The organism is Streptomyces sp. NPDC030296 (assembly GCF_055572815.1).
The window spans coordinates 127,572-151,476 of record NZ_JBVICQ010000008.1 but is presented as its reverse complement, the minus strand read 5'-3'; the positions used below and the strand labels follow the sequence as shown (position 1 = coordinate 151,476).

Here is a 23,905-nt window from a genome sequence, read left to right as displayed (position 1 = left end):
TTTTCTTTTTCTTGTTTGGCCTTGCTCTTTTGTTCTTGTGGTTTTCCCCCCCCTTCCCCCCCCCCCCCCCCCCCCCCCAGGACCGGCCCGGCTACCGGTGCCGGCTCGCTACGGCCGCCACAAGGGGTGCTCCCGGTCCGCCCACTCCTTCGACACCAGGCCCGTACGCAGGCCCCGGCGGGCCTCCGGGTCGCCCAGGGCCATGCCGATGTGGCCGGCCAGGACGATCCCGATCGTGAGGGCCAGCCAGTCGTGGACGAAGGTCGCGCTGGTGCGCCACGCCAGCGGGGTGAGGTGGGTGAACCACATGATCAGACCGGTGGCGAGCATGACGAGTGTGGCGCCGGCGATCCAGGCGGCGTAGACCTTCTGGCCGGCGTTGAACTTGGCCGCGGGCCTCGGGCCCGGCGTACGGCGGCGTACGGCGCGCAGCCAGACCCGGTCGTGCGGCCCCCAGCGGTTCAGCCGGCCCACGTCGGCGCGGAACGCGCGGGAGGCCAGGCCCGCGAGGACCGGGACGGGCAGGAGCAGGCCCGACCACTGGTGCACGGTCACCACCAGGGCCCGCCGTCCCACGAGCTCGGCGAGGGCGGGCAGGTAGAGGCAGGCCGCCGTCACGACGCAGACCCCCATCAGGGCGGCCGTGGTGCGGTGGATCCAGCGTTCGGCGGGTGTGAAGCGCCGGACGCGGGCGGGCGCCCCCGCTCCCGGCCCGGCCCCCACCCCCACCCCGGCCCCGGCCCCGGCGGGCGGTGTGTCAAGTGGTCGGTTCATCGTCCCGCCCGTTCGACCGGCCCACCCAGGCGTCGATGTCGTAGCCCCGCTTCTCCCAGTAACCCGGCTCGACGTCCTCCGTGACCTCGATGCCGGAGAGCCACTTGGCCGACTTGTAGAAGTACATCGGGGCGACGTAGAGGCGTACGGGGCCGCCGTGGTTGTGGCTGATGTCCTTGTCCTGCATGCGCAGCGCCACGAGGACGTCCGCGCGGCGGGCCTGCTTCAGGGTGAGGCTCTCGCTGTACGCCCCGTCGAAGCAGGTGAACCGGACCGCGCCGGCCGAGGAGCGCACCCCGGCCGCGTTCAGCAGCTCGGAGAGCCGTACGCCCTCGAACGGGGTGTCCGGGACGCGCCAGCCGGTCACGCACTGGACGTCCTTCACCATCCGGGTCTGGGGCAGGGCCCGCAGATCGTCGAGGGTGTAGGAGGCGGGCCGGTCGACCAGGCCGCCGACGGTGAGGCGGTAGTTCCCCGCGTTCTTGCGGGGGACGGACGCGGTCACCGAGTAGTAGCGGAAGCCTCCGCCGTTGGGGAGCAGACCGGTCAGGCCCGTGGGGTCCTTCTGGGCCGCCTCGCCGAGGAACCCCTCCAGGCCGCGCTGGAGGACGGGTGCGGAGACCACGCCCACGGCGCCGAGGCCCAGGGTGCCGAGGAAGATCCGGCGGCCGATGGGCTTGCCCCGCTCCGGGTCCTGGCCGTGCTCCAGGTCCCGGCCGTCGTGGCGCTCGCGCTCCTCGGGGTGCTCCGTCGGCGCTTCCCGCGCCTCGGGATGTTCAGGGTTCACACACCGATTCGACCATCCACCGCCCCTGAGATGCCAGGGACGGCGGAGGTCCGTCAGAAATCCGTCACATCCACCGAGGGATCAGGCCGTCGCGTCCGCCGGCAGCAGCCAGAGGATCAGGCCGTCGCCTTCGCCGCCGCGCGGCCCGCGGTGCGGCCCGAGAACAGGCAGCCGCCGAGGAACGTCCCCTCCAGGGAGCGGTAGCCGTGGACACCGCCGCCGCCGAAGCCGGCGGCCTCGCCCGCCGCGTACACGCCCTCCAGGGGGTCGCCGCCCTCCGTGAGGACACGGGACGACAGGTCCGTCTCCAGGCCGCCGAGGGTCTTGCGGGTGAGGATGTTGAGGCGGACGGCGATCAGCGGGCCCGCCTTGGGGTCGAGGATGCGGTGCGGGGCCGCGGTGCGGATCAGCTTGTCGCCGAGGTAGTTGCGGGCGCCGCGGATCGCCATGACCTGGAGGTCCTTGGTGAACGGGTTGGCGATCTCCCGGTCGCGGGCCACGATCTCGCGGCGCAGCTCCGCCTCGTCGATGAGGGGATCCTTGGTGAGCGCGTTCATGCCGCGGACCAGGGAGCCGAGGTCCTTCTCGACCACGAAGTCGACGCCGTTGTCCATGAACGCCTTGACCGGGCCGGGCACGTCCGCGCGGGCCCGGACGAAGACGTCCTTGACGGACTTGCCGGTGAGGTCGGGGTTCTGCTCGGAGCCGGAGAGCGCGAACTCCTTGCCGATGATCTTCTGGTCGAGCACGAACCACGTGTAGTCGTAGCCGGTCTTCATGATGTGTTCGAGCGTGCCGAGGGTGTCGAAGCCGGGGAACAGCGGCACGGGCAGGCGCTTGCCGCGGGCGTCCAGCCACAGCGACGACGGGCCGGGCAGGATGCGGATGCCGTGATTGTCCCAGACGGGGTTCCAGTTCTGGATGCCCTCGGTGTAGTGCCACATGCGGTCGCGGTTGATCAGGCGGGCGCCCGTCTCCTCGGCGATGGTCAGCATCCTGCCGTCGACGTGCGCGGGCACACCGGAGATCATCTTCTCCGGGGGGTTGCCGAGGCGCTCCGGCCAGTTGGCGCGGACGAGGTCGTGGTTGCCGCCGATGCCGCCGGAGGTGACGATCACCGCCTGGGCCTTGAACTCGAAGGCTCCGGTGACGGTGCGGGTGCTGGGCTGCCCGCGTTCGATCGTCGACGGTTCGAGGATCTCGCCCGTGACGGTGTCCACGGCGCCCGCGCTGCGCGCGAGCCCGGTGACCCGGTGCCGGAACCTCAGCTGGACCAGGCCCCGGGCGACGCCCTCCCGGACCCGCCGCTCGAAGGGCTCCACGAGGCCGGGGCCGGTGCCCCAGGTGATGTGGAAGCGGGGCACGGAGTTGCCGTGCCCGTTGGCGTCGTAGCCGCCGCGCTCGGCCCAGCCGACCACGGGGAAGAAGCGGACGCCCTGCCCGTGCAGCCAGGAGCGCTTCTCACCGGCGGCGAAGTCGACGTACGCCTCCGCCCACCTGCGCGGCCAGTGGTCCTCCTCACGGTCGAAGCCGGCCGTGCCCATCCAGTCCTGGAGGGCGAGGGCATGACTGTCCTTGATCCGCAGTCGGCGTTGCTCGGGCGAGTCGACGAAGAAGAGACCGCCGAAGGACCAGTGGGCCTGCCCGCCGATCGACTGCTCCGGCTCCTGGTCGAGGAGGATCACCTTGCGACCCGCGTCGACGAGCTCCGCGGTCGCCGCGAGCCCGGCGAGGCCCGCCCCGATCACGATCACATCTGCGTCGTACGACATGGAGGACGTCCTCTCGGGAACGGGCGCGGTCAAGCCGGGGCGGGCGTGGCGGGCCAGGCGTCGCCCGGCGCTTTGTTACTGGCCGGTCAGCAGCTCTGGGATCAGATCCTTCGGTAGAACATGCGACTTAGTCAACTGTCCGGATGTGTCGCTGCTTACGGACAGCCCACGGGGCGACGGTTAGAGTCGTATGAATACGTATCGGGCCACCCGTCGAGGCATGAATCGCCCTCGGGTGGAAATCCGAGCGGCACGTCCCGTGGGACGGCCGCAACGGCCCGTCCGACGACCCTAGGTATTCCGCGTGTCGGTTCTCGTTCTTCTCCTCTCCTTGTGCGCCGCCTGCTGTCTGGGCTTCGGCTTCGTCCTCCAGCAGCAGGCCGCCGCGCACGCGCCGATCGGTGACTTCCTCTCCCCCCGGCTGCTCCTCGACCTGGTCCGCGTGCCCCGCTGGCTCGGCGGGATCGGGTTGATGGTCTGCGGGATGGCGCTGGGCGCGATCGCGCTCGGCCAGGGCGAGGTCTCGCTGGTGGAACCCCTCCTCGCGACCAATCTGCTCTTCGCGCTCGCCCTCTCCCGCCGCCGGAACCGGCAGCCGGTGGGTCGCCAGGGCTGGGCGGGTCTTGCGCTGCTCGCGGGCGGGGTGACGGCGTTCATCGTGGCCGGTCAGCCGCAGGGCGGCAGCGCTCCGAGCGGGGCCTTCCGGCAGTGGCTGATCATCGGTGTGATGGTGGCGGCGGCACTGCTGCTGACGGCTCACGCGAAGCGGCTCAGGCTCGCCAACGCACCGGTGCTGCTCGCGGTGGCCGCGGGGCTCCTGTACGGCGTCCAGGACGCGCTCACCCGGGTGAGCGGGCAGGTGTTCGCCGACGGCGGCTGGGGCGGGCTGTTCACAACCTGGGAGCCGTACGGGGTGTTGATGCTCGGGGTGACGGGGCTGCTGCTGGTGCAGAGCGCCTTCGAGGCGGCGCCGCTGCGGATGTCGCTGCCCGCGCTCACGGCCGCGCAGCCGCTCGCCGGGATCGCGTGCGGGGTGGGCTTCCTCGGGGACCGGCTCCGTACCGACGCGGGGGCGCTGGCCTGGGAGGCGGCCGGGCTCGTCGGCATCGTCGTCGGGGTGGTGCTGCTCGGGATGCATCCGGCGATGCCGTGCAACCACTCCGGGAGCGCGCGGGTGCGGGAGCTCCAGCGGGCTGACCGCGCCGGGGCCGCGCCTCTCGGCGGGTGAGGGGCGCCCGTGGGTGTCCTGGTTGGATGAGGGCATGAGTGCCGCCGACGAGATCCTCGACATCGTGGACGAGAACGACCAGGTCATCGGACAGGCCCCGCGCGGGGAGGTGTACGCACGCGGGATGCGGCACCGGGCGGTGTTCGTACGGGCCCGGGACGCCGAGGGGCGGATCTTCGTCCATCGCCGGACGGCCACGAAGCTGGTCTTCCCCTCCCTCTACGACATGTTCGTGGGCGGGGTGGTCGGCGCCGGCGAGTCCTACGACGAGGCGGCGCTGCGCGAGGCCGAGGAGGAACTGGGGGTGTCCGGGCTGCCCCGGCCGGTGCCGCTGTTCAAGTTCCTGTACGACGACGGGGACGGCGGGACCTGGTGGTCCGCCGTGTACGAGGTGCGGTGTGTGCTGCCGGTGAACCCCCAGGTCGAGGAGGTCGACTGGTACGGCTTCCTGACGGAGGCCGAGGTCGAGCGGCGGCTGGCCGAGTGGGAGTGGGTGCCGGACGGGCTGGCCGCGTGGGAGCGGCTGCGGGAGTCCGGGGGCACGGGGGCGGGGACCGGGGCCGGCGGGGGTCACGGGTAGGGTCCGTCAAGTGATCGAATTCGTGCGGAACGTCCGGCTCTGGTTCGCTCCGGAGGAGATCCGCGAGGAGGGCGGCACGCCGGACTACCGGTTCTCGCTGGCCAACGAGCGGACGTTCCTGGCGTGGCTGCGCACCGCGCTCGCCCTCATCGGCGGCGGGTTCGCGGTGGACCAGTTCCTGCCGGACCTGCGCTGGGGATGGCGCGTGGGACTCGCGCTCGCCCTGCTCGGTGCCGGGGTGCTGTGCGCGTTCCGGGCGGTGAACCACTGGGTGCGGTGCGAACGGGCGATGCGGCGGGGCGAGGACCTGCCGGTGTCCCGCTTCCCGGCCGCGCTGGGCGTCGTGGTCGCCGTCGTCGCGATCGCCATGGTGGCCGTCGTGCTGCTCGGGTGGGAGGGGTGACCCCTCGCCGCGCGGCCGGCGAGCGCGATCCGGGGCTTCAGCCGGAGCGGACCCGGCTGGCGTGGCGGCGTACGACCCTGACCGGGGCGGTGATCGCCGTGCTCGCCGTCAAGTCCGCGCTGCACGGCGGCGCCCCGGCGTCCGGGATGGTGGCGGCCGCCCTGTGCGCGGCGCTGTGGCTGGGGCTCCTGGGGCTCGCCCACCGCCGGATCGGCGACCTGGTGGGCCCCCGGCCCGCGGCACTCGCACCGCGCGTGGCAGCCATGGCCGTGCTGTGCACGGTAGCCCTCGCGGTGTGCGGGGCGGCCCTGGTGCTCTGACCGCGGCACCGCCCGGCGGGTGGGTGAACCGTGGCCGAGGCTTGGGACGCGCATGAGGTTTCGCAAAGGAAGAACAGGGACTTCTGTGCCTACCTTGGGGATGTCACCCCCGCACCACTGAAGGTGAGCAGCACCATGACCACCGTTCACCAGGAACACCCCGTCCACGACCACGACCACGGCCCCGCCTGCGGACACACGGCCGTGCCGCACGGCGACCACACCGACTACGCGCACGACGGGCATCTGCACCGCGAGCACGGCGGGCACTGGGACGAGTGCGAGCCGAGCGGTCACACGGAGCACGACGGACACGCCCACGAGCACGGCGACGGATGCGGGCACCCGACGGTCGCGCACGGCGACCACGTGGACTATCTGCACGACGGCCACCGCCACGCGGCGCACGACGGCCACTGGGACGACCACTAGAGCCTGTCGGCGGCCGGGCGGCCACCCGCTCGCCGGGGGGCCGCCCGCCGGGCGGTGCCCCTGGGCGGTCACCCGTGTGTTCCCGGTACCCCGGATTCCGGTGGGCCGTCGCCGACTGGCAGGCTCTGAGCACCAGTTGGGGGCGATTCTGGGATGAAGGGGATCACGATGACCGCAGCGGAGCCGTACACCGTCGAGCTGGCGAGCGACGTGTACGCGTATGTGCAGCCGGACGGCGGATGGTGTCTCAACAACTCCGGGTTCGTGAGCGACGGGACGACCACCCTGCTGGTGGACACCGCCGCGACGGAACGCCGGACCCGGGCGCTGGGCGCCGCGCTCGACGCGACCGGCGTCCCCGCTCCGCGCTTCCTGGTCAACACTCACCACCACGGCGACCACACCTACGGCAACGGCTTCTTCATGCCGACCGCCACACTCGTCTCGCACTCCGCCTGCCGCCGGGAGGCCCTGGCCAGCGGGCAGCACCTGCATCTGCTGTGGCCGCAGACCGACTTCGGCGACATCGGCATCCGGGGCGCGGACCTGACGTACGACGACCGGATGACCGTGCACGTCGGGGACATCGAGGCGCAGGTGATCCATCCCGGCGTCTCGCACACGGTCGGCGACTCGCTGGTCTGGCTGCCGCACCGGAGGATCCTGTTCGCGGGGGACCTGGTGTTCGAGGGCGGTACGCCGTTCTTCCTGATGGGGTCGCTGAGCGGCTCGCTGCGGGCCCTCGCGCTGATGCGGGAGCTGGGCGCCGAGACCGTCGTACCGGGGCACGGGCCGGTGACGGACCCGTCGGCGTTCGACCGAACCGAGCGGTACATCCGGTTCGTGGCGGAGGTCGCCGAGAAGTCCCACGCGGCGGGGCTCACTCCGTTGGAGGCGGCCCGGACCACGGATCTCGGCGAGTACGCCGCGCTCCCCGAGAGCGAGCGGCTGGTGGCGAACCTGCACCGGGCCTACGCCGAGCTGGACGGGCTGCCCGAGGGCGAGGGCGTGGACCCGTTCGCCGGGTTCATGGACATGGCGACCATGAACGGCGGGGAGATGATGACCTGCCACGCCTGACGGCCTCGATACCGGGATCCGGCTGCGCGTGGCCGGATCCCGTGGAGACACCGATCACTTTCGCCCCACCCACTGGACGACATACCGACCGGTCGGCATCATGTGACTGGTTCCGTTCTCGCCGTGTGTAGGAGCAATGATGCGCCCAGACCACCCGCCAGGTCTCGACCCCGACCGGCTCCGCGCCCTGCTCGACGCCGAGCGGCCCGGACTGGTGGCCGGTCCCCTCACCGGCCGGCTGATCGAGGGCGGGCGGTCGAATCTGACGTACGAGGTCACGGACGGCGTCGCCAAGTGGGTCGTCCGGCGACCGCCGCTCGGCCACGTCCTCGCGACCGCGCACGACATGAGGCGCGAGCACCGGGTGATCAGCGCGCTGCACCCCACGGACGTCCCCGTGCCGCGCCCCGTCCTGCTGTGCGAGGACGAGGAGGTGCTCGGGGCGCCCTTCTACGTCATGGACTTCGTCGAGGGCACCCCGTACCGCACCGCCGAGCAGCTCGCGCCGCTCGGCGCCGAGCGCACCCGGGCCGCCGTGCTGGGCCTGGTCGACACCCTGGTGGAGCTGCACGCGGTGGACCCGGCCGAGGTGGGCCTCGCCGACTTCGGGCGCCCGGAGGGCTTCCTCGACCGGCAGCTGCGGCGCTGGGGCAAGCAGCTCGACGCGTCCCGCAACCGCGAGCTGGCCGGCATCGACGAACTGCACGCGGCCCTCGGCCGGCAGCTCCCCCACTCCCCCACCCCGGCGATCGTCCACGGCGACTACCGGCTGGACAACGTGCTGCTGGGCGAGGACGACCGGATCAGGGCGATCCTCGACTGGGAGATGTCCACGCTCGGCGACCCGCTGACGGATCTGGGGCTGCTGGTGATGTACAGCGTGCCGCTCGGGCTGCCCGACTCCCCCGTCTCGACGACCGCGACGGCCGCCGGGCACCCCGATCCCGCCGAGATCGTGGCCCGCTACGCCGAGCGCTCGGGCCGGGACGTGTCGTCCGTGGCCTGGTACACGGCGTTCGCGTGGTTCAAGCTCGCGGTGATCCTGGAGGGCATCCACTACCGGTACACCCTCGGCCAGACGGTCGGCCGCGGCTTCGACCGCATCGGCGACCTGGTCCCCGTCTTCATCGAACACGGCCTGACGACTCTTCGTACCGGCTCCGGTTCCGTCTCTCAGGAGGGCTGATCCACCATGGACTTCGCATTCGACGCCCGTACCGAGGAGCTGCGCGCCAAGCTCCTCGCCTTCATGGACGAGCACGTGTACCCGGCCGAGGCCGTGGCCGAGGAGCAGCGGGCCGAGCTGGACTCGCCGTGGGACACACCGGCCGTGGTGGAGGAACTGAAGGCCGAGGCCCGCAGGCAGGGCCTGTGGAACCTCTTCCTGCCGGACCCCGAGTACGGGGCCGGCCTCACCAACCTCCAGTACGCGCCGCTCGCCGAGATCACCGGGCGTTCGCCGCAGCTGGCGCCGACCGCGCTGAACTGCGCGGCGCCGGACACCGGCAACATGGAGGTGCTGACGCAGTTCGGCGACGACACGCAGAAGAAGCAGTGGCTGGAGCCGCTGCTCGCCGGTGAGATCCGGTCCGCCTTCGCGATGACCGAGCCGGAGGTGGCCTCCTCGGACGCCACCAACATCACCACGCTCATCGAGCGGGACGGCGACGACTACGTCATCACCGGGCGCAAGTGGTACATCTCCGGGGCGATGAACCCCGACTGCAAGATCTTCATCGTGATGGGCAAGACGGACCCGGACGGGGCCGACATCCGCCGCCAGCAGTCGATGGTGCTGGTGCCCCGTGACACGCCGGGCGTCACGGTGAAGCGGGCCATGCGGGTCTTCGGGTACGAGGACCACTACCACGGCGGGCACGCCGAGGTGATCTTCGACCGGGCGCGGGTGCCGGTGTCCAACCTGATCGGTGAGGAGGGCGGCGGCTTCGCCATCGCGCAGGCCCGGCTCGGCCCCGGCCGCATCCACCACTGCATGCGGCTCATCGGGATGGCCGAGCGGGCGATCGAGCTGATGTGCCGACGGGCGGTGGCCCGCGAGGCGTTCGGCAAGGCGCTGGCCCAGCAGGGCGTGGTGCACAACTGGATCGCGGACGCGCGGGTCGCGGTCGAGCAGTTGCGGCTGCTGGTGCTGAAGACCGCGTGGATGATGGACACCGTCGGCAACCGGGGGGCCCACACCGAGATCCAGGCGATCAAGATCGCGACCCCGCGGACCGTCGTCGACATCATCGACCGGGCGATCCAGCTGCACGGGGCGGGGGGCGTCAGCCAGGACTTCCCGCTGGCCGAGCTGTACGCGGGGGCGCGGACGCTGATGATCGCGGACGGGCCGGACGAGGTGCATCAGCGGTCGCTGGCGCGGCGGGAGCTGAAGCGGTACGTGTGACCTCCGGTGCGGGCAGGGCGCCTAATAACTCGGGGGTGCGGGGGATTTTGGCGGGTGCGGGTGGGTGGGGGCTTGTCGCGCAGTTCCCCGCGCCCCTGAAAAGCGACCGGGGCTGCGCCCCGTGCTTTTCAGGATGAAGGCCGGGCCGCAGGCCCGTACCTTCAGGGGCGCGGGGAACTGCGCGACAAGCCACAACTGACCCGCACCCGCCAACGCACCTCCGGCCCCGACCCCATAGGCGCCCGGCGTCACGGCCGAAGCGCGCGCAGCAGCAGGTCGGCCAAGTGGTCGGCGACCTCCTGCGGGCCCATCGGGCCGTCCGGGCGGTACCACGTGGACAGGTGGTGGACGGAGCCGAAGTGGTAGTCGACGACCAGGTCCGCGGGAGTGGCCCTGGAGAAGACGCCCGACTCCTGGCCCTCCTCGATCAGCGCGCGGAAGCGCTCGTGGTAGCGGCGGCGCTCGGCACGGACCTGCTTGTTCTTCTCGGGGCTCAGGTGGTGCATCGAGCGGAAGAAGATCATCGCGTCGTCCAGGTTGTCGATGGTGGTGACGACGACATCGGCGGCGGCGCCCCGCAGCCGCTCCTCCACCGGCGCGTCGGCGCCAGCGAACGCGTCGAGCCGCTCCTGCTGGATCCGCAGCACGCGCGCGTACACCTCGTGCAGCAGGTCGTCCTTGGAACCGAAGTAGTGGTAGAGCGCGCCCTTGGTGACGCCCGCCGCCTCGACGATCTCCTGCACGGACGTGCGGTCGTAGCCGCGCTCGGCGAAGAGCCGGGTGGCGGCGGCCAGCAGCCGCTGCGGGACGGGGGTACCGTCTCCGTCCGTCGTCCTGGGCACTTCCGCCACCTGCCTTTCGGAGTTCTGTCGTCGCCTACTGGTCGTCCCGCGGCCGTCGAACGGTTCCCGCTCGGCCGGAACGGCCGGAACGGCCGGAAGGGGGCGATCCCACCGAAGGATCATCCCACTCCCGGCGGCCGGTCCGCCGGGCAGGTGGGTCAGCCCGCGGTCTCCCACTTCCGCTGGATGTGGTTCATGTTCGTCAGCCAGCGCTCCGGGTCGGTCGCGCGCGCCTGGTAGAAGTCGGCCACCTCGGGATGCGGCAGGATGAGGAAGCGGTCCTTCTCGATGCCGTCGAACAGCGCGTCGGCGACGTCCTCCGGTTCGATCGCGGTCGGGGCGAGCACGAGGTCGCCCGCGCTGCCGGACGCCGTCAGCATGTCGGTGCGCACCCCCTGGGGGCAGATCGCGTGCACCTTGAGGCCCCGGTGGCGGTAGGTGAGGGACAGCCACTCGGCGAAGGCGTACGCCCCGTGCTTGGTGACGCTGTAGGGCGCCGCGCCGATCATCGTCAGCAGCCCGGCCGCCGAGACCGTGGAGACGAAACGCCCGCTGCCGCGCTCCAGCCACTGCGGGAGCAGTGCGTGGGCCGCCCGGACGTGCGCCATCACGTTCACGTCCCAGGCGAGCGCCCACACCTTGTCGTCGGCGGCTTCCGTGCCGCCGCTGGCGACCCCCGCGTTGGCGCAGTACACGTCGACCGTGCCGCCGAGCGCCTCGCGCGCCGGGGCGACGATCTCCGACGCGTCCCCGGGCAGGGCGATCCCGCCGATCTCGTCGGCCACGGCCTTCGCCCGGTCCCCGTCGAGGTCGTTCACGACGACCCGGGCGCCCTCCGCCGCGAACCGCCGGGCCAGCGCGGCGCCGATTCCGCCCCCGGCTCCCGTGACCACCACTCCCGCACCCTGCACGACACCCACTCCGGTCTCCTTACGCGAGGTTCACGACCATCACGAACGGCTCATCGTCCGCCGCCAGACTAACCGGTCGGTATGTCGGGAGGAAGGGGTGCCGGGACGCCGCCGTACGGGCGCGCGGGGACCGCCCGACCGGGGCGTGGCGGGCGCGCGGGGAAACACCCGACCGGCCCTGACCGACGCGCGGGCTACAAACCGCCCGGGGAAGCGCTTAGCTTGCAGGGACGCCGCTTCCCCCACCCGCGCCCCGGAGGTCACCCCCATGCGCCTCTCCCGCCGCACCTTCCTCGCCGCCTCCACCGCCGCCGCGGCCACCACCGCCTGCGCCTCCCCCGGCGGTGCACCGCCCTCCGGGGAGACGTCCTCCTCGCGGCTGCGCACCGGCTTCGAGCGCCTGGCGGCCGGCGGCTACCGGCTCCTCGACGGCCGGCGGATCGGCGTCGTCACCAACCCGACCGGGATCACCCGCGACGCCCGTCACATCGTCGACGTCATGCACGCCGACGACCGCGTGAGACTGACCGCGGTCTTCGGCCCCGAGCACGGCTTCCGGGGTACGGCCCAGGCCGGCGGCTCCGAGGGCCGCCACGACGACCCTGCGACGGGGCTGCCCGTGTACGACACGTACCAGAAGAGCGGCCGCGCCCTGGCGGACATCTTCACCGCCTCCGGCGTGGACACGGTCGTCTTCGACATCCAGGACGTGGGCGCCCGCTTCTACACCTACATCTGGACGCTGTACGACTGCATGGAGGCGGCCCGGCTCGCGGGGAAGCGCTTCGTCGTGCTCGACCGGCCCAACCCCGTGACCGGGCGGTCGGCGCGGGGGCCGGTGCTGCACAGGGAGTTCGCGACGTTCGTCGGGCGGCAGCCGATCTCGCAGGCGCACGGGATGACGGTGGCGGAGCTGGCGCGGCTGTTCAACGGGGAGTTCCTGGAGGAGCCCGTACCGCTGGAGACGGTGCTGATGTCCGGGTGGAGGCGGTCGCGGTTCTACGACTCCTCGGGGCTGCCCTGGGTGCCGCCGAGCCCGAACATGCCGACCCCGGACACGGCGCTCGTGTACGCGGGGACGGGCCTCTTCGAGGGGACCAACCTCTCGGAGGGGCGGGGCACCACCCGCCCGTTCGAGCTGCTCGGCGCGGAGGGCATCGACCGGCGGTGGGCGGCCGCCGCGAACGAGCTGGGGCTGCCGGGCGCCCACTTCCGGGAGGCGTACTTCACGCCCACGTTCTCCAAGTTCCAGGGGAAGACCGTCGGCGGCGTGCAGATCCACGTCCATGACCGGGCGGCGTACGACCCCGTACGCACCGGCATCGGTCTGCTCGTCACGGCGAAGAAGGTGTGGAGCGGCTTCGCCTGGCGTCCGGACAACTGGATCGACAAGCTCACCGGGTCGACGCGGGTGCGCACGATGATCGACGCCGGGGCGGAGACCGACGAGGTCGTGGCCGGCTGGCAGGAGGAGCTCACGGCGTTCCGGAGGGTGCGCGAGGAGCATCTGCTCTACCGGTGACCGGACCGGGGCGCCGGGCCGCACCCGGTCACTGATGTCCGCGTCCCCGATGCCCGCGTCCCCGATGTTCGCCGAAAGAGGCGTACGTGACGTATGGCCATCCTCCGCCGTTGGCAGGACCATGCGCCTGAGCGCACCAACGGGGCCGAAGGGGGCTCGTCATGGCGGCTTCGGACATGAGTGTGACGCCCTACTGGGAAGTGACCTTCGACGCGGACGGTGACGTCGACACGGGTCAGCGGGACCGGCTGCTCGGCGGGGTGGTGCGGCGCGGAGTGGTGGACCTGGTGGTCTTCGCCCACGGTTGGAACAGCGACCGTTCCGGGGCCACGGGCCTGTACAGCAGGTTCTTCGCCCCGTTCCCGGTGCTCGCCCCGTCGGCCCGGCTCGGCTACGTCGGGTTGCTGTGGCCGTCGATGCGGTTCTCGGACGAGCCGATCCCGGACCACCGGCCCGTGCCGGCCCTGGCCCCCGCCCGTCCGGCGCTCGACAAGCGCACCCGGCACGCACTCCTGGAGGTGTTCCCGGGCCGGGCCACGCTCGTGGAGCAAGTGGCGCGGCTGCTGGAGCAACGGCCGGACGAGGGAGCCTCGTTGGAGGAGTTCGGCAGGCTCGTACGGCTGCTGGTGGAGGTTCCGCCGCAGGGGCCGCAGGGCGCGTTCGCGGCGGACACACTGGCCGAGGGGGTGCCGGAGGGCACGCCCGGGATGCTGTGCGGTCAGACGGCGGGGGTGTGCGCGGAGTTCGCGGCGGCGCTGGCGGAGGTCGAGGCGGCAGCCGACGCGGTGGCCGGCGCGGCAGCCGACGCGGTGGCCGGCGCGTCCTTGGCCGCGTCCGCCACCGGGCCCTCGGCCGTGATGACCGGTGCCGCCGTACCGGGGCCGCAGATGTGGGACGGCGCCCATGAACTGCTGCGCCAGGCCACGTACTTCGCGATGAAGCGGCGGGCCGGGACGGTCGGGGAGCGCGGGCTCGGGCGGCTGCTCGGGCAACTGGCCGAGCGCGCGCCGGACGTCCGGGTCCATCTCGTGGGGCACAGCTTCGGCGCGCGCCTGGTGTCGTTCGCGCTGCGGGGGCTGCCGCGCGGGGTGCGCACGGTGAAGTCGGCGACGCTGCTTCAGGCGGCGTTCTCGCACTACGCGTTCGCGGCGCGGCTGCCGCACGACCCCCGGGCGAGCGGGGTGCTGAACGGGCAGCAGAAGCGGGTCGACGGCCCCCTGGTGTGCTGCCACTCCCGGCACGACTCGGCGCTCGGCACGATCTATCCGCTGGCGTCCCGGATGGCGGGCGACGCGCGGACGGTGCGGGGCCTGAGCGTGAACAGTCTGCTGGGCGCGAAGTGGGGCGCGCTCGGCTACGACGGGATCCAGGCGGTGAAGGGCACCCGCTCGTTCCCGCTGTCCGCCGCGCTCGCCGGACGGCTGCCCGCGTCCGGGTGTGTGAACGTCGACGCGTCCGCGGTCGTCCGGCGCGGTAGTGCGCCGTCCGGCGCGCACAGCGACATCTGTCACCAGGAGCTGGCCCGGATCGTGCTGGCGGCGGGCCGTGTCGTCTGACCGGCCCGCCGCCGCACGGGAGTCACCCGTCGCCGGTGGTCACCGGTGCGAGGTGAACTCCACGACCTGCTGGAAGGTCGGCCGGTTCTGCCAGCTGATCTTGCCGTGCTTGATGCCTCCCAGGGTCCGGTGGATGATCGCGTCGGCGCACCACTGGTCGCCCGCCGAGCAGGACTCGTCACCGGGGTAGACCTGGGCGGCGGTCTTGCCTGCCGCCTCCTTGAGGGTGTTGATCAGGACGGTGCGGCAGGCGCTGAGGCTGCCGTCGCCGCAGTACTTCCGGCCGAGCGGGCCCTGCACCGACTCACCGAGCACCGCGCGCATGTCCTTGTCGACGTAGCTCCACCAGCCGTACTGGAAGGAGCTGCCCGCGTGGGAGCCGGTCGGGCCGTGCGCGGCCGACGGGGACTCGTCGACGGGGAGGTTGGCGGTCATCGCGTTGTACAGCTTCGTGCCGAGGCCGGGTTCGAACTCGGCCTTCACCAGCAGCGGCCACCAGGCGTCCAGGATGCGGATCGCGTCGGCGTCGGCGTAGGTCTTCGAACCGGCGGAGGTCTCCGTGCGCTTGGAGCCGGAGGCGACCCAGTTCTGGAGCTTGGTGACGGCGGCCGCGGCGGCGGAGTCGGTGACGGGGCTGCTGTTGACGACCTTCAGCAGGTCGGGGACGACGTCCTCGGCACGCAGGTCGACGAGGGCCGCCTCGGCCATGGCCTTGGTCAGGGAGGCGCGGGTGACCCCGCCGGCCGCGACGAGCCGCTTCACCCGGTCGTCGAGGATGTTGCCGCGGTGGACGGAACCGTTGCCCCAGGGGGCGGAGGGGTAGTCCTTGGCCTGCTTGTTGTTCCAGGAGATGTAGTAGGCCTGGTCGATGGAGTTGGGGTGCTCGGAGGGCGGGGTGTAGTCGGCGACGTTGGTGGCCGGGTTCCAGTTCCGCCACTCGTAGGGGGCGCGGGCCCAGGCCGGGAACTCGGCGTCGACGCCCGCGGCGCGCACCGGGTTGTCGCCGCTGTTGTAGTACGCGGTGTGCCGGGAGTCCGCGTAGAACCAGTTGAAGGTGTAGTTGATGTTCTGGACGGCCTTCTGGAAGGTCTCGGGGCCCTTCACGTAGTCCGGGTCGTTCAGCATCTGGAAGCCGACGATCGACTCGGCCTCGTTCATGTACGAGGAGCGCAGGGTGGTGTAGGCGACCTTCTTGCCGCCGACCGTGGCGCGGTGGGTGACGGGACCGTACTTGGTGCGCCAGACCTGCATGCGGTACGAGCCGGCCGGGGTGGAGTCGGCGGTGGTGGGCTTCCAGGCGTTGGTCTGCTCGACCTTCTCCATCGGCGTGCAGGTGCCGTGGTACAGGTAGTGGACGTCGTCCTGGCACAGCTCGACGGCGTACGCGTCGATGATGTCCTGGCCGGAGGTGGTGGCGCTCCAGGCGTAGTCCTGGCCGCGGCCGAGTTCGACGTACATGCTCAGGCCGGCGAAGGAGGCGCCGCGGGCGCTGAGGCCGGGTCCCTGGATCTCCTGGAGCATCAGCAGCTGTGGGGCGAAGTAGCCGGTCTGGGGGCCGAAGACGGCGATGGGGTGGCCGCTCGCTGTGTGCTTTCCGCCGACGACGAGGGCGTTGGACATCCCGCGCCGGGCGGAGCTGAGGGCGCTGTCGGTGGCCTTGGACGAGACGCCCTTGGAGGCCGTGCCTGCCGCGCTTCCGGTGCGGTCGTACACCAGGGGTTCCTCGGTGACCGCGCCGTTGTCGGGCAGGGCCATGCCCTGCGGGTCGGCGGGCTTGGTGGCGTAGGGGAAGCTGCCGTCGTGGACGGTCAGGGCCGCCTCGGGGTCGTTGCGCTCGCGGAAGGACTCCCAGACCTTGGTGCCCTCGGTGACGCCGTACTTCTCCTGGGCGGCGAGCAGGGACAGGGCGTTGTTGACCTCGCCGCCGCCGCCCGAGCCGAAGAGGGCGCCGATGACGGAGGCCAGGGCGACCAGGTCGGTGGGCTTGAACTTCTCTATGGTGCCCGCGTTGGTGATGGAGTCCTTGTGGCCGGTCAGGACGTACTCGCCGGGGAAGTAGCGGCCGCTGTCGGAGGCGTCGATGTAGGCGTTGATGCCGTCGATGTAGGCGTTGACGTCGGCGAGGGCCTGGCGGCCGCGGTCGCCGTTGGTGGCGACGGCCTTGTCGATCTGGGCCTGCAGATCGGCCTCGGTGTAGGGCGCGTGCCGCCAGAACTCCTGCTCGAGGCCCTGGTTGGAGGGGGCGCCGCCGGCGAACGGGGTGAGCTTGCCGCGGCCGACGTGCCGGAAGACGTCCATCAGCCACAGCCGGTCCTGGGCGGCGGCGTAACCGGCGCCGAACTCGGTGCCGTAGCGGGTGGTGCCCGTGATGTGCGGCACACCGGTCTTCTTGTCGCGGACGATCGTGACGTCGGTGCGTCCGGCGGGCTTCAGGGTGGAGGCGACCTGGTCGGAGGCGACGCCGAAGGACGCGTCGTTGAAGAAGGTGTTGATCGTGGCGTTGGTGAGCCCGGTGTGCCCCTTGGCGAGGTTGTTGTAGGGCCCGAGCTGGTTGCTCGCGTTCTCCGGCATGCTGCCGAACGCCTGGTTGAGCAGGATCTGGGCGAGGGTGGCGTTGCCGTTCTGGCCCGGCGGCAGGATGTCCGAGCACTGGCCGCCGCAGTAGTCGTTCGCGGCGGCCGCGGCGGCCTTGGTATCAGTGGCCGCGGCGGCTGTGGTGTCGGCGGCCACCGCCTGGGCAGCCGGGGAAAGAGGGGACAAAAGACCGGCAACGAGTGCGCATACGGAGGCGGCCTTGAGGAACTCCGGGATTCGACGGGGAGTTCTCACTCCGTCCGGTGCGTTGCGTGAGATGCGTGGGGTGTGCCAGGGCATGGCAGCTCCTCCCGAAGGGGGGTGGGGCCGGATGTTACCGCCGGTATCCCCTGCTTCGAAAGTGAACATGCGTCATCTTTTCGGAGCCGCCCACGGCCGCACAGGTGACCGACAGCATGAACAGGTACTCAGAAGGAGTCGTAAGCAGGAAGAAGAAGTCGGCAACGGTCAGACACAGGCAGGAACGGTCCATGAACGGCTCAGTAGACGACTTATGGGGGTCATCGGAAATCGGATGGAGCCGAATCGCGTGTCGATACGTCTATTCGGCGACGTCGCGCGACGTTCCGAGGACGACGCCGAAGTGACCGAAGTACAGGTGCAGGTGTGACGGAGGTGCAGGGCGATGGCCGGTTTCCGGAGTCTGGCAAGACAGGTGCGCGATCCACGGTGTGATCTGGCACTGCGGCGTTATTCGCTGCGCAAGTGCCTGGAGAGGTTTGCCCCTTATGGGCATCGGGCGACCTGGGACCACTTGTGCTCCCGGGCCGGGTTCGGTCCCGAGGACCGCAACCCCGATCCAGCGCGGCTCGTGGCCGCACTGGACGAGTTGGAGGAGGCCCGCTCCGTCTGGCTCGACTACGAAGTGCAGTTCGCGCAGCGCCGCAAGAAGGAGAAGCACGACGGGCTGCGCAGGCCGGGCAGTGTCGACGACTGGCACCGGCTGACCTGGGGCGGGTTCGGCGTCGCCTGGTGCGACGACCCGAAGGTCCACCCCGACGAACCCCTCGCGGAGGTGCTGCGCCGGCTGATCGCCGCGCTGGAGCGCGAACCGGGCTCGACCTGCCCGGTGTGCGACGGCGAGCGCCTCGTCTGGAAGTACGACCTGGCCCATGAACCCTCCGCGGGCCCGGTATGCACGGAGTGCGGAATCGTGGTGCCGCGTCCGGTACTGACACCCGAGGCCCTGGCCGGGACCAGGCGCGTTCGGATGCTGGTGTCGGCGTAGCACGGCGGGGGTGCGCCGGGGATGCCGCACCCCCGTGCCGTTACGACGTGACGACCACCGCGTCCGGGCCTCCCGCTGAGGACCGCGGCCCCCGCGGGCCGGTACCTTCGGCTACGGCTCCTCGACATCGGTGTGGATGGCGAGCTTGAACTCGGCGAGGGTGAGCGGCGTGGAGCGTCTGGTGTCCCCCAGCCCACGCGCCGACACCTTCAGGCCGATCGGTGTGCCCTTGCTCACGAACATCTGCCACAGATACGTGCGGAACTGCCCGCCCCGGGTGAGCGCGCTGTCGGTGGTGGCCGTGGAGTCGTATCTCCTGTCGGTCATGTCGAGCGGGTCGCGCACGAAGCGGGCCCGGTACTCCAGCGTCTTCGGGTCCGCCTCCCAGAACACCATCGCGGAGAGCACCCCCCAGCCGTCATGGCTGGGCCAGATCAGCCCGGAACGCGGGTCGGGGAACTCCGACGGGGTGTCACCGCCGTTGGCCGGATCGTGCATGTTCCACGGGTCGTACGACTCCTCCGACACGCCGTAGGGGAAGCGCACCAGGTGGTACCCGTCCGGGTCGTAGCTGATCCGCTGCGCCCCGGAGCGCGCGCTCTCCCACTTCAGCGAACATATGACGACGCTCATCGACGTTCCTCTTCGTACCGGGCCCGGCGCTCCGCGGCGCGTGACCTTATCAGCAGCAAATTACGTCGCTCCACCCCTTTCCCGTAAGGACAGTTGGGGTCGATGAAACCGAACTGAGCGCCCGAGGAGTGCCCGATGTCGACCCTGCGTGTCACCGCCGAAGTGCTGACGATCCATGAACACCCCAACGCCGACGCCCTGGAACTGGCCCAGGTGGGCCTGTACCGCGCCGTCGTGGCGAAGGGCGCCTTCCGCACCGGTGACACCGCCGTCTACATCCCGGAGCAGTCGGTGCTCCCGGCCGGTCTGATCGAGGAGCTGGGGCTCACCGGGCGGCTGGCCGGCTCGGGGGCGGACCGGGTGAAGGCCGTACGGCTGCGGGGCGAGCTGTCGCAGGGCATCGTGTGCCGGCCGAAGGCGCTGGCCGACGTGGATCTGGCGGCGGCGGTCGTCGAGGGCACCGACTTCGCGGAGCGGCTCGGCATCGTCAAGTGGGTGCCGCCGATCCCGCCCACGATGAGCGGCGAGGTCGAGACCGCGCCGGATCTGCTGCCCTGGGTCGACATCGAGAACATCCAGCGCTACCCGGACATCTTCACGCCCGGCGAACCGGTGGTCCTCACCGAGAAGCTGCACGGCTCGGCCTGCCTGATGACGTATCTCGCCGAGGACGGCCGCGTCCAGGTCTCCTCGAAGGGCTTCGGCGCCAAGTCCCTCGCGCTGAAGGAGGATCCGCGCAACCTCTACTGGCGGGCCGTCCAGGGCCACGGGGTCCCGGAGGTCGCGGCCCGGCTCGCCCGACGGCTCGGCGCGCGCCGGGTCGGCGTCTTCGGCGAGGTGTACGGGGCCGGGGTGCAGGACCTGACGTACGGGGCCGACGGCCGCCGCGAGAGCCTCGGCTACGCCGTGTTCGACGTCTCCGCGGAGATCGGCGGCCGGGTCCGCTGGCTGGACACCGCGGAGCTGACCGACCTGCTCGACGGTGAACTGCCCCTCGTACCACGGCTGTACGAGGGCCCGTACGCCGTCGACCGGGTGCTGGAGGTCGCCACGGGACGGGAGACCGTCTCCGGGCGGGAGATGCATCTGCGCGAGGGCGTGGTCATCCGGCCGGCCGTCGAGCGGTACAGCCCGGTGACGGGCGGACGGGCCATCGCGAAGGCGGTCAGCCCGGCGTATCTGACCCGCAAGGGCGGCACCGAGTACGAGTGAGGCCACCACGGGATCTTCGGGGGGACCCGTGGGCGCTGGGCCCGGGAACGGCCGCTGGGCGGTCGCTCCCGGGCCCCCGACGTTCCGGTGGACGCGTGGGTCGCTATTCGGCCGTCGTGCCGCTCGGCGGCTCGGCCGCCCGGGTGGTCCGGTGCTCGACCATGAGCCGGGAGCCGGTCTGCCGTTCGCCGAAGACGTCGTCGGGGTTGGACAGCACACAGGTGGCCAGGGACAGACAGCCGCAGCCGATGCAGTCGGTGAGGTGGTCGCGGAGCCGGTTGAGCTGCTTGATCCGCTCGTCGAGCTCGGAGCGCCAGGCCTCGGACAGCTGCGCCCAGTCCTCCCGGGTGGGCGTGCGCTCCTCGGGCAGCTCGGCCAGCGCCTCACGGATCGTGGCGAGGGGGATGCCGACCCGCTGCGCGGCCCGGACGAAGGCGACGCGGCGCAGGGTGTCCCGGCTGTAGCGGCGTTGGTTGCCCGCGGTGCGGCGGCTGCTGATCAGCCCCTTGGACTCGTAGAAGTGCAGGGCCGAGACGGCGGCACCGCTACGGGCGGACAGCTGGCCGACGGTCAACTCGTGGATCTTCTCAGGAATCTGGGGCACTCCTCCGAGCCTACCCACCCGGGGAGGTGCCGCCGTCCGTTGACAGGAGTCGCCCGCCCGACCATGCTAAGCAGTTGCTTAGGCATATGGGACAGGTTGACGCGGATGCGGTGGCATCCGGGATGCGGGAGGCCGGGACATGGCAGAGCCGAGGATCTTCACGTCCGCCGAGGAGCTCAAGGCGGCGGTGGGCGAGCAGCTGGGACACAGCGACTGGCTGGAGGTCGACCAGAAGCGGATCGATCTGTTCGCGGAGGCCACCGGCGACCACCAGTGGATCCACGTCGACCCGGAGAAGGCGGCTGCGGGACCCTTCGGCACGACCATCGCCCACGGCTATCTGACCCTGTCCCTGCTGCCGTTGTTCGTGCCTCAGGTGCTCAAGGTCGACAACGTGAAGATGGGCGTCAACTACGGCACGAACAAGGTGCGCTTCCCCGCGCCCGTCCCCGTGGGCTCCCGCCTGCGGGCGACGGCGACGCTCCAGGACGTCACGGAGGTCGGCGGCGGTGTGCAGGTGACCGCCGCGGTGGTCGTGGAGCGCGAGGGCGGGGACAAGCCGGTGTGCGTGGCGGAGTCCGTGTCGCGCTACTACTTCTGAGCGGGTGACGCGGCGCGGCTGATCGGGTGGTGTGGCGCGGCGGAGGTGACCGCCGCGCCACGGGTGCGTCACCGGGCTCAGGGAGCCACGGCGCGTCCGGTCTGGGGCGAGATCCGCCCGGCGCACAGGCCCCGGGCGGCCAGCGTCTGCGCGATGCGCGGGATCGCCGCACGCGTGTTCGCGGGCCCGTCGTGCATGAGGATGACCTGCCCGTTGGTGAGCCGGCCGACGGACTGCACGATCGCGTCCGCGCTGGCGTTGTTCCAGTCCTGCGAGTCGACGTTCCACAGGATCTCGGTCAGGCCGCGCCTGGCCGCGACGGACTTCACCGTCGCGTTGGTGTCCCCGTACGGCGGCCGGAACAACTGCGGAGTGCCGCCGCCCGCGTTCGCGAGGGCCTGCTGGGTGCGGGCGATCTCCGAGTCGATCTGCGCCGTGGAGAGCCGGGTCAGATACGGGTGCGTGTAGCTGTGGTTGGCCACCCACATCCCGGCGGCGACCTGGGCGCGGACCTGGGCGGGGTTGGCCGCCGCGTTCTGGCCCGTGTTGAACATCGTGGCCCGCAGCCCGTTCTGGCGCAGCGCGTTGAGCAGGGCCGAGGTGTTGCCGGTCGGGCCGTCGTCGAAGGTGAGACCGACGTACCCGTTGCAGGCGGCGGACCCGGAGGCTGCCGCAGGTGCGGCGGTGCCGGCGGTGAGGGCGCCCACGGCGGCCATCACGACGGCGGCCGGGAGCGCCACCAGGGATCGTAAGGACCGACGTCGGGGCGGAGGTGTCGGCGCATTCGCCGGGAGCGGGTCGGTCATCGTCAACCGCCCACCGTGATGCTGGAGCTGCCGCTGCTCCGGTAGCCCTCCGTCGCCATGATCATGTAGTAGCGGAAGTTGCCGAGGGGCATTCCGGCGCGGCCCCAGGCGTCGAAGTGGTTGCCGGTGGTGATGCTGCCGCCGGTCCGCCTCTGCTGACGGACGCTCCAGTACTGGTCGAAGGTGCGGTTTCCCTCGACGGACGGGGCGTTGTACCGCGTCGTCCGGTAGATGTCGTACGTGCCGCCGTCGCTGTTGACCGTGCCCCGGTAGGTCCCCGTGGGCCGGTAGGTGCCCCAGTTGTCGACGATGTAGTACTCGACGAGCGGGTTCGACGTCCAGCCGTAGAGACACAGGTACGCGTTGCCCGACGGGTTGAAGCTGCCCGAGTAGGTCACCGTCCTGCGGGAGCCGTTGCTCCAGCCCTTGCCGCAGACGAAGTTGCCGGTGTTGCGCCAGGAGGTCCGGTAGGCGCCCCCGTTGGCCAGCGTCATGGAGACGGACCCCGGGGAGTCGGTCCAGAACGAGTAGTAGAAGCCGCCGTTCGTACCGGTCTGGTTGCTGGTGACGACCGTGTCGGCGTGGGCGGTGCCGGGCAGTGTGAGCGTGGTCGCGGCGGCCAGCGCGGTGGCGCCGACGCCGCCGAGGAACAGCCTGCGGCTGGGGGCGCCGGGCACGGGTGCGGGTGCGTCGTTCATCTGGCGTGCTTCCTCCCTCTCGTGGGGCCCTGTCACGGGGGAGTGTTGAGCTGCTCCTGTCAACTGTCAATGGTTTCGGCAATGAATCCGAAACATTCGCTCGGCTGGATTGACCGAGGAGGTGCCGTACCACCTGCTCAGAAGCAGCTGATGCCGTCCAGAAGGAATACGTTTCTCAAGCCCTCAGAATGTGAAGATCAAACGCCTGGCCCATACCTTCGAATGTTTCGAAGGTCGCGCCGAACCATGCCGGCGGCCAGGATCGTGACGCGAGGGACTGGCCCCTACTTCGTGGCGCCCACCATGCGCAGGACGAGGTCGGCGTAGAGGGCGCCCACCTCGTCGGGGGTGCGCGGGCCGTTGACGTTGAACCAGCGGGCCACGTCGATACACAGGGAGAGGACGGCCACCGTGGTGCCCTTGACGTCGGGCACGTCGAAGTCGCCGGAGGCGACGCCGTCCTGGATGATCTGGCGGACCGCGGCGTCGTTCTGACGGCGCAGGGCGACGATCTCGGCGCGGGCGTCGGGGCCCAGCGCGTCGAGTTCGTACTGGACGACACGGGCGACGGTGTGCTGCCCGGCGTGCCAGCGGACGAAGGAGCGGACGGCCTCGGCGAGGCGGTCGGCCGGGGTGCCCTCGGAGTCGGCGGCGGTGCGCAGGACGTCGAGGGCCTTCTCGTGGCCGATGCGGCTGATCCGGTGGAGCAGCTCTTCCTTCGTCTTGTAGTGGATGTAGAGCGCTGCCGGGCTCATGCCGGCGCGGCCCGCGATGTCACGGGTGGTCGTGGCGTGGTAGCCGCGCTCGGCGAAGGCCTCCACGGCGGCCACCAGCAGCCGTCGGGCCGCGTCCGGGCTGACCTCGCCCCACGGCTGCGGTTCGCCGCCGGCCGTCTCCTCCGCCGTACTCATCGA

The 23,905-nt window shown here is 71.4% G+C and carries 24 protein-coding genes; 13 read left to right on the top strand and 11 right to left on the bottom strand.

Annotation, left to right across the window (positions count from 1 at the left end):
• Nucleotides 1-108 precede the first annotated feature (108 nt).
• The 3 genes from ACZ4Z3_RS23580 to ACZ4Z3_RS23570 form a co-directional block, all read right to left on the bottom strand.
• On the bottom strand, nucleotides 109-774 hold the full coding sequence (locus ACZ4Z3_RS23580) for a cytochrome b/b6 domain-containing protein (protein WP_468502864.1): 666 nt from the start codon (nucleotides 772-774) through the stop codon (nucleotides 109-111).
• Nucleotides 758-1,561, bottom strand: a complete 804-nt coding sequence (locus ACZ4Z3_RS23575) for a molybdopterin-dependent oxidoreductase (protein WP_468502863.1) — start codon at nucleotides 1,559-1,561, stop codon at nucleotides 758-760. The genes ACZ4Z3_RS23580 and ACZ4Z3_RS23575 overlap by 17 nt, the downstream gene beginning before the upstream one ends.
• Nucleotides 1,562-1,677: 116 nt before the next feature.
• Complete coding sequence (locus tag ACZ4Z3_RS23570) at nucleotides 1,678-3,333, bottom strand: FAD-binding dehydrogenase (protein WP_468502862.1); 1,656 nt, start codon at nucleotides 3,331-3,333, stop codon at nucleotides 1,678-1,680.
• A gap of 304 nt (nucleotides 3,334-3,637) precedes the next feature.
• On the opposite strand from ACZ4Z3_RS23570, the gene ACZ4Z3_RS23565 reads away from it, so the two are divergent.
• The 8 genes from ACZ4Z3_RS23565 to ACZ4Z3_RS23530 all read left to right on the top strand — a co-directional run bounded on the left by ACZ4Z3_RS23565 (nucleotide 3,638) and on the right by ACZ4Z3_RS23530 (nucleotide 9,783).
• Nucleotides 3,638-4,561 carry a DMT family transporter gene (locus ACZ4Z3_RS23565; RefSeq protein ID WP_468502861.1) on the top strand — a complete coding sequence of 308 codons (924 nt, stop codon included), beginning with the start codon at nucleotides 3,638-3,640 and terminating at the stop codon, nucleotides 4,559-4,561.
• A 34-nt stretch (nucleotides 4,562-4,595) separates the two neighbouring features.
• Nucleotides 4,596-5,141 carry an NUDIX domain-containing protein gene (locus ACZ4Z3_RS23560; protein WP_468502860.1) on the top strand — a complete coding sequence of 182 codons (546 nt, stop codon included), beginning with the start codon at nucleotides 4,596-4,598 and terminating at the stop codon, nucleotides 5,139-5,141.
• A gap of 10 nt (nucleotides 5,142-5,151) precedes the next feature.
• Nucleotides 5,152-5,544 (top strand): YidH family protein, encoded by a 393-nt coding sequence (locus tag ACZ4Z3_RS23555; RefSeq protein WP_055542907.1) that lies wholly within the window; start codon nucleotides 5,152-5,154, stop codon nucleotides 5,542-5,544.
• A complete protein-coding gene (locus tag ACZ4Z3_RS23550) occupies nucleotides 5,541-5,864 on the top strand; it encodes a DUF202 domain-containing protein (protein ID WP_468502859.1) in 324 nt (107 codons plus the stop codon). The genes ACZ4Z3_RS23555 and ACZ4Z3_RS23550 overlap by 4 nt, the downstream gene beginning before the upstream one ends.
• A gap of 135 nt (nucleotides 5,865-5,999) precedes the next feature.
• Nucleotides 6,000-6,296 carry a hypothetical protein gene (locus ACZ4Z3_RS23545; protein WP_468502858.1) on the top strand — a complete coding sequence of 99 codons (297 nt, stop codon included), beginning with the start codon at nucleotides 6,000-6,002 and terminating at the stop codon, nucleotides 6,294-6,296.
• 168 nt (nucleotides 6,297-6,464) lie between these two features.
• Complete coding sequence (locus ACZ4Z3_RS23540; protein WP_468502857.1) at nucleotides 6,465-7,376, top strand: MBL fold metallo-hydrolase; 912 nt, start codon at nucleotides 6,465-6,467, stop codon at nucleotides 7,374-7,376.
• A gap of 139 nt (nucleotides 7,377-7,515) precedes the next feature.
• Nucleotides 7,516-8,562 carry a phosphotransferase family protein gene (locus ACZ4Z3_RS23535; RefSeq protein ID WP_468503106.1) on the top strand — a complete coding sequence of 349 codons (1,047 nt, stop codon included), beginning with the start codon at nucleotides 7,516-7,518 and terminating at the stop codon, nucleotides 8,560-8,562.
• Nucleotides 8,563-8,568: 6 nt separating this feature from the next.
• A complete protein-coding gene (locus ACZ4Z3_RS23530; protein ID WP_468502856.1) occupies nucleotides 8,569-9,783 on the top strand; it encodes an acyl-CoA dehydrogenase family protein in 1,215 nt (404 codons plus the stop codon).
• A 248-nt stretch (nucleotides 9,784-10,031) separates the two neighbouring features.
• Here the strand turns inward: ACZ4Z3_RS23530 and ACZ4Z3_RS23525 are convergent, their stop codons facing one another.
• Both ACZ4Z3_RS23525 and ACZ4Z3_RS23520 read right to left on the bottom strand, forming a co-directional pair.
• Nucleotides 10,032-10,625: a TetR/AcrR family transcriptional regulator gene (locus ACZ4Z3_RS23525; protein WP_468502855.1), complete on the bottom strand. Its 594-nt coding sequence runs from the start codon at nucleotides 10,623-10,625 to the stop codon at nucleotides 10,032-10,034.
• Nucleotides 10,626-10,783: 158 nt separating this feature from the next.
• Nucleotides 10,784-11,545: an SDR family oxidoreductase gene (locus tag ACZ4Z3_RS23520; protein ID WP_468502854.1), complete on the bottom strand. Its 762-nt coding sequence runs from the start codon at nucleotides 11,543-11,545 to the stop codon at nucleotides 10,784-10,786.
• A 259-nt stretch (nucleotides 11,546-11,804) separates the two neighbouring features.
• On the opposite strand from ACZ4Z3_RS23520, the gene ACZ4Z3_RS23515 reads away from it, so the two are divergent.
• Together ACZ4Z3_RS23515 and ACZ4Z3_RS23510 are read left to right on the top strand one after the other, a co-directional pair.
• Nucleotides 11,805-13,058: an exo-beta-N-acetylmuramidase NamZ family protein gene (locus ACZ4Z3_RS23515; RefSeq protein ID WP_468502853.1), complete on the top strand. Its 1,254-nt coding sequence runs from the start codon at nucleotides 11,805-11,807 to the stop codon at nucleotides 13,056-13,058.
• A 161-nt stretch (nucleotides 13,059-13,219) separates the two neighbouring features.
• On the top strand, nucleotides 13,220-14,614 hold the full coding sequence (locus tag ACZ4Z3_RS23510; protein WP_468502852.1) for a serine-threonine protein kinase: 1,395 nt from the start codon (nucleotides 13,220-13,222) through the stop codon (nucleotides 14,612-14,614).
• A 39-nt stretch (nucleotides 14,615-14,653) separates the two neighbouring features.
• Here the strand turns inward: ACZ4Z3_RS23510 and ACZ4Z3_RS23505 are convergent, their stop codons facing one another.
• Entirely contained in the window at nucleotides 14,654-17,488 is a 2,835-nt protein-coding gene (locus ACZ4Z3_RS23505) for a penicillin acylase family protein (protein WP_468502851.1), read from the bottom strand.
• Nucleotides 17,489-17,834: 346 nt separating this feature from the next.
• Between ACZ4Z3_RS23505 and ACZ4Z3_RS23500 the strand changes: the two genes are divergently transcribed.
• Nucleotides 17,835-18,437, top strand: coding sequence for a hypothetical protein (locus ACZ4Z3_RS23500; RefSeq protein WP_055521508.1), 603 nt, complete (start codon nucleotides 17,835-17,837; stop codon nucleotides 18,435-18,437).
• Nucleotides 18,438-18,548: 111 nt separating this feature from the next.
• Here the strand turns inward: ACZ4Z3_RS23500 and ACZ4Z3_RS23495 are convergent, their stop codons facing one another.
• Nucleotides 18,549-19,070 carry a hypothetical protein gene (locus tag ACZ4Z3_RS23495; RefSeq protein ID WP_055539885.1) on the bottom strand — a complete coding sequence of 174 codons (522 nt, stop codon included), beginning with the start codon at nucleotides 19,068-19,070 and terminating at the stop codon, nucleotides 18,549-18,551.
• Between the two features lie 135 nt (nucleotides 19,071-19,205).
• Here ACZ4Z3_RS23495 and ACZ4Z3_RS23490 point away from each other — a divergent pair, with 135 nt between their 5' ends.
• On the top strand, nucleotides 19,206-20,282 hold the full coding sequence (locus ACZ4Z3_RS23490) for an RNA ligase (ATP) (protein WP_468502850.1): 1,077 nt from the start codon (nucleotides 19,206-19,208) through the stop codon (nucleotides 20,280-20,282).
• 103 nt (nucleotides 20,283-20,385) lie between these two features.
• Here the strand turns inward: ACZ4Z3_RS23490 and soxR are convergent, their stop codons facing one another.
• Nucleotides 20,386-20,886 (bottom strand): redox-sensitive transcriptional activator SoxR, encoded by a 501-nt coding sequence (soxR, locus tag ACZ4Z3_RS23485; protein WP_468502849.1) that lies wholly within the window; start codon nucleotides 20,884-20,886, stop codon nucleotides 20,386-20,388.
• A gap of 139 nt (nucleotides 20,887-21,025) precedes the next feature.
• On the opposite strand from soxR, the gene ACZ4Z3_RS23480 reads away from it, so the two are divergent.
• Complete coding sequence (locus tag ACZ4Z3_RS23480; RefSeq protein WP_099965668.1) at nucleotides 21,026-21,487, top strand: MaoC family dehydratase; 462 nt, start codon at nucleotides 21,026-21,028, stop codon at nucleotides 21,485-21,487.
• Between the two features lie 77 nt (nucleotides 21,488-21,564).
• On the opposite strand, the gene ACZ4Z3_RS23475 is transcribed toward ACZ4Z3_RS23480, so the two are convergent.
• The 3 genes from ACZ4Z3_RS23475 to ACZ4Z3_RS23465 all read right to left on the bottom strand — a co-directional run bounded on the left by ACZ4Z3_RS23475 (nucleotide 21,565) and on the right by ACZ4Z3_RS23465 (nucleotide 23,902).
• A complete protein-coding gene (locus ACZ4Z3_RS23475) occupies nucleotides 21,565-22,203 on the bottom strand; it encodes a polysaccharide deacetylase family protein (RefSeq protein WP_468503105.1) in 639 nt (212 codons plus the stop codon).
• A 92-nt stretch (nucleotides 22,204-22,295) separates the two neighbouring features.
• Entirely contained in the window at nucleotides 22,296-22,991 is a 696-nt protein-coding gene (locus ACZ4Z3_RS23470) for a glycoside hydrolase family 11 protein (RefSeq protein WP_468502848.1), read from the bottom strand.
• A gap of 284 nt (nucleotides 22,992-23,275) precedes the next feature.
• Nucleotides 23,276-23,902 carry a TetR/AcrR family transcriptional regulator gene (locus tag ACZ4Z3_RS23465; RefSeq protein WP_468502847.1) on the bottom strand — a complete coding sequence of 209 codons (627 nt, stop codon included), beginning with the start codon at nucleotides 23,900-23,902 and terminating at the stop codon, nucleotides 23,276-23,278.
• Between the last annotated feature and the right edge of the window lie 3 nt (nucleotides 23,903-23,905).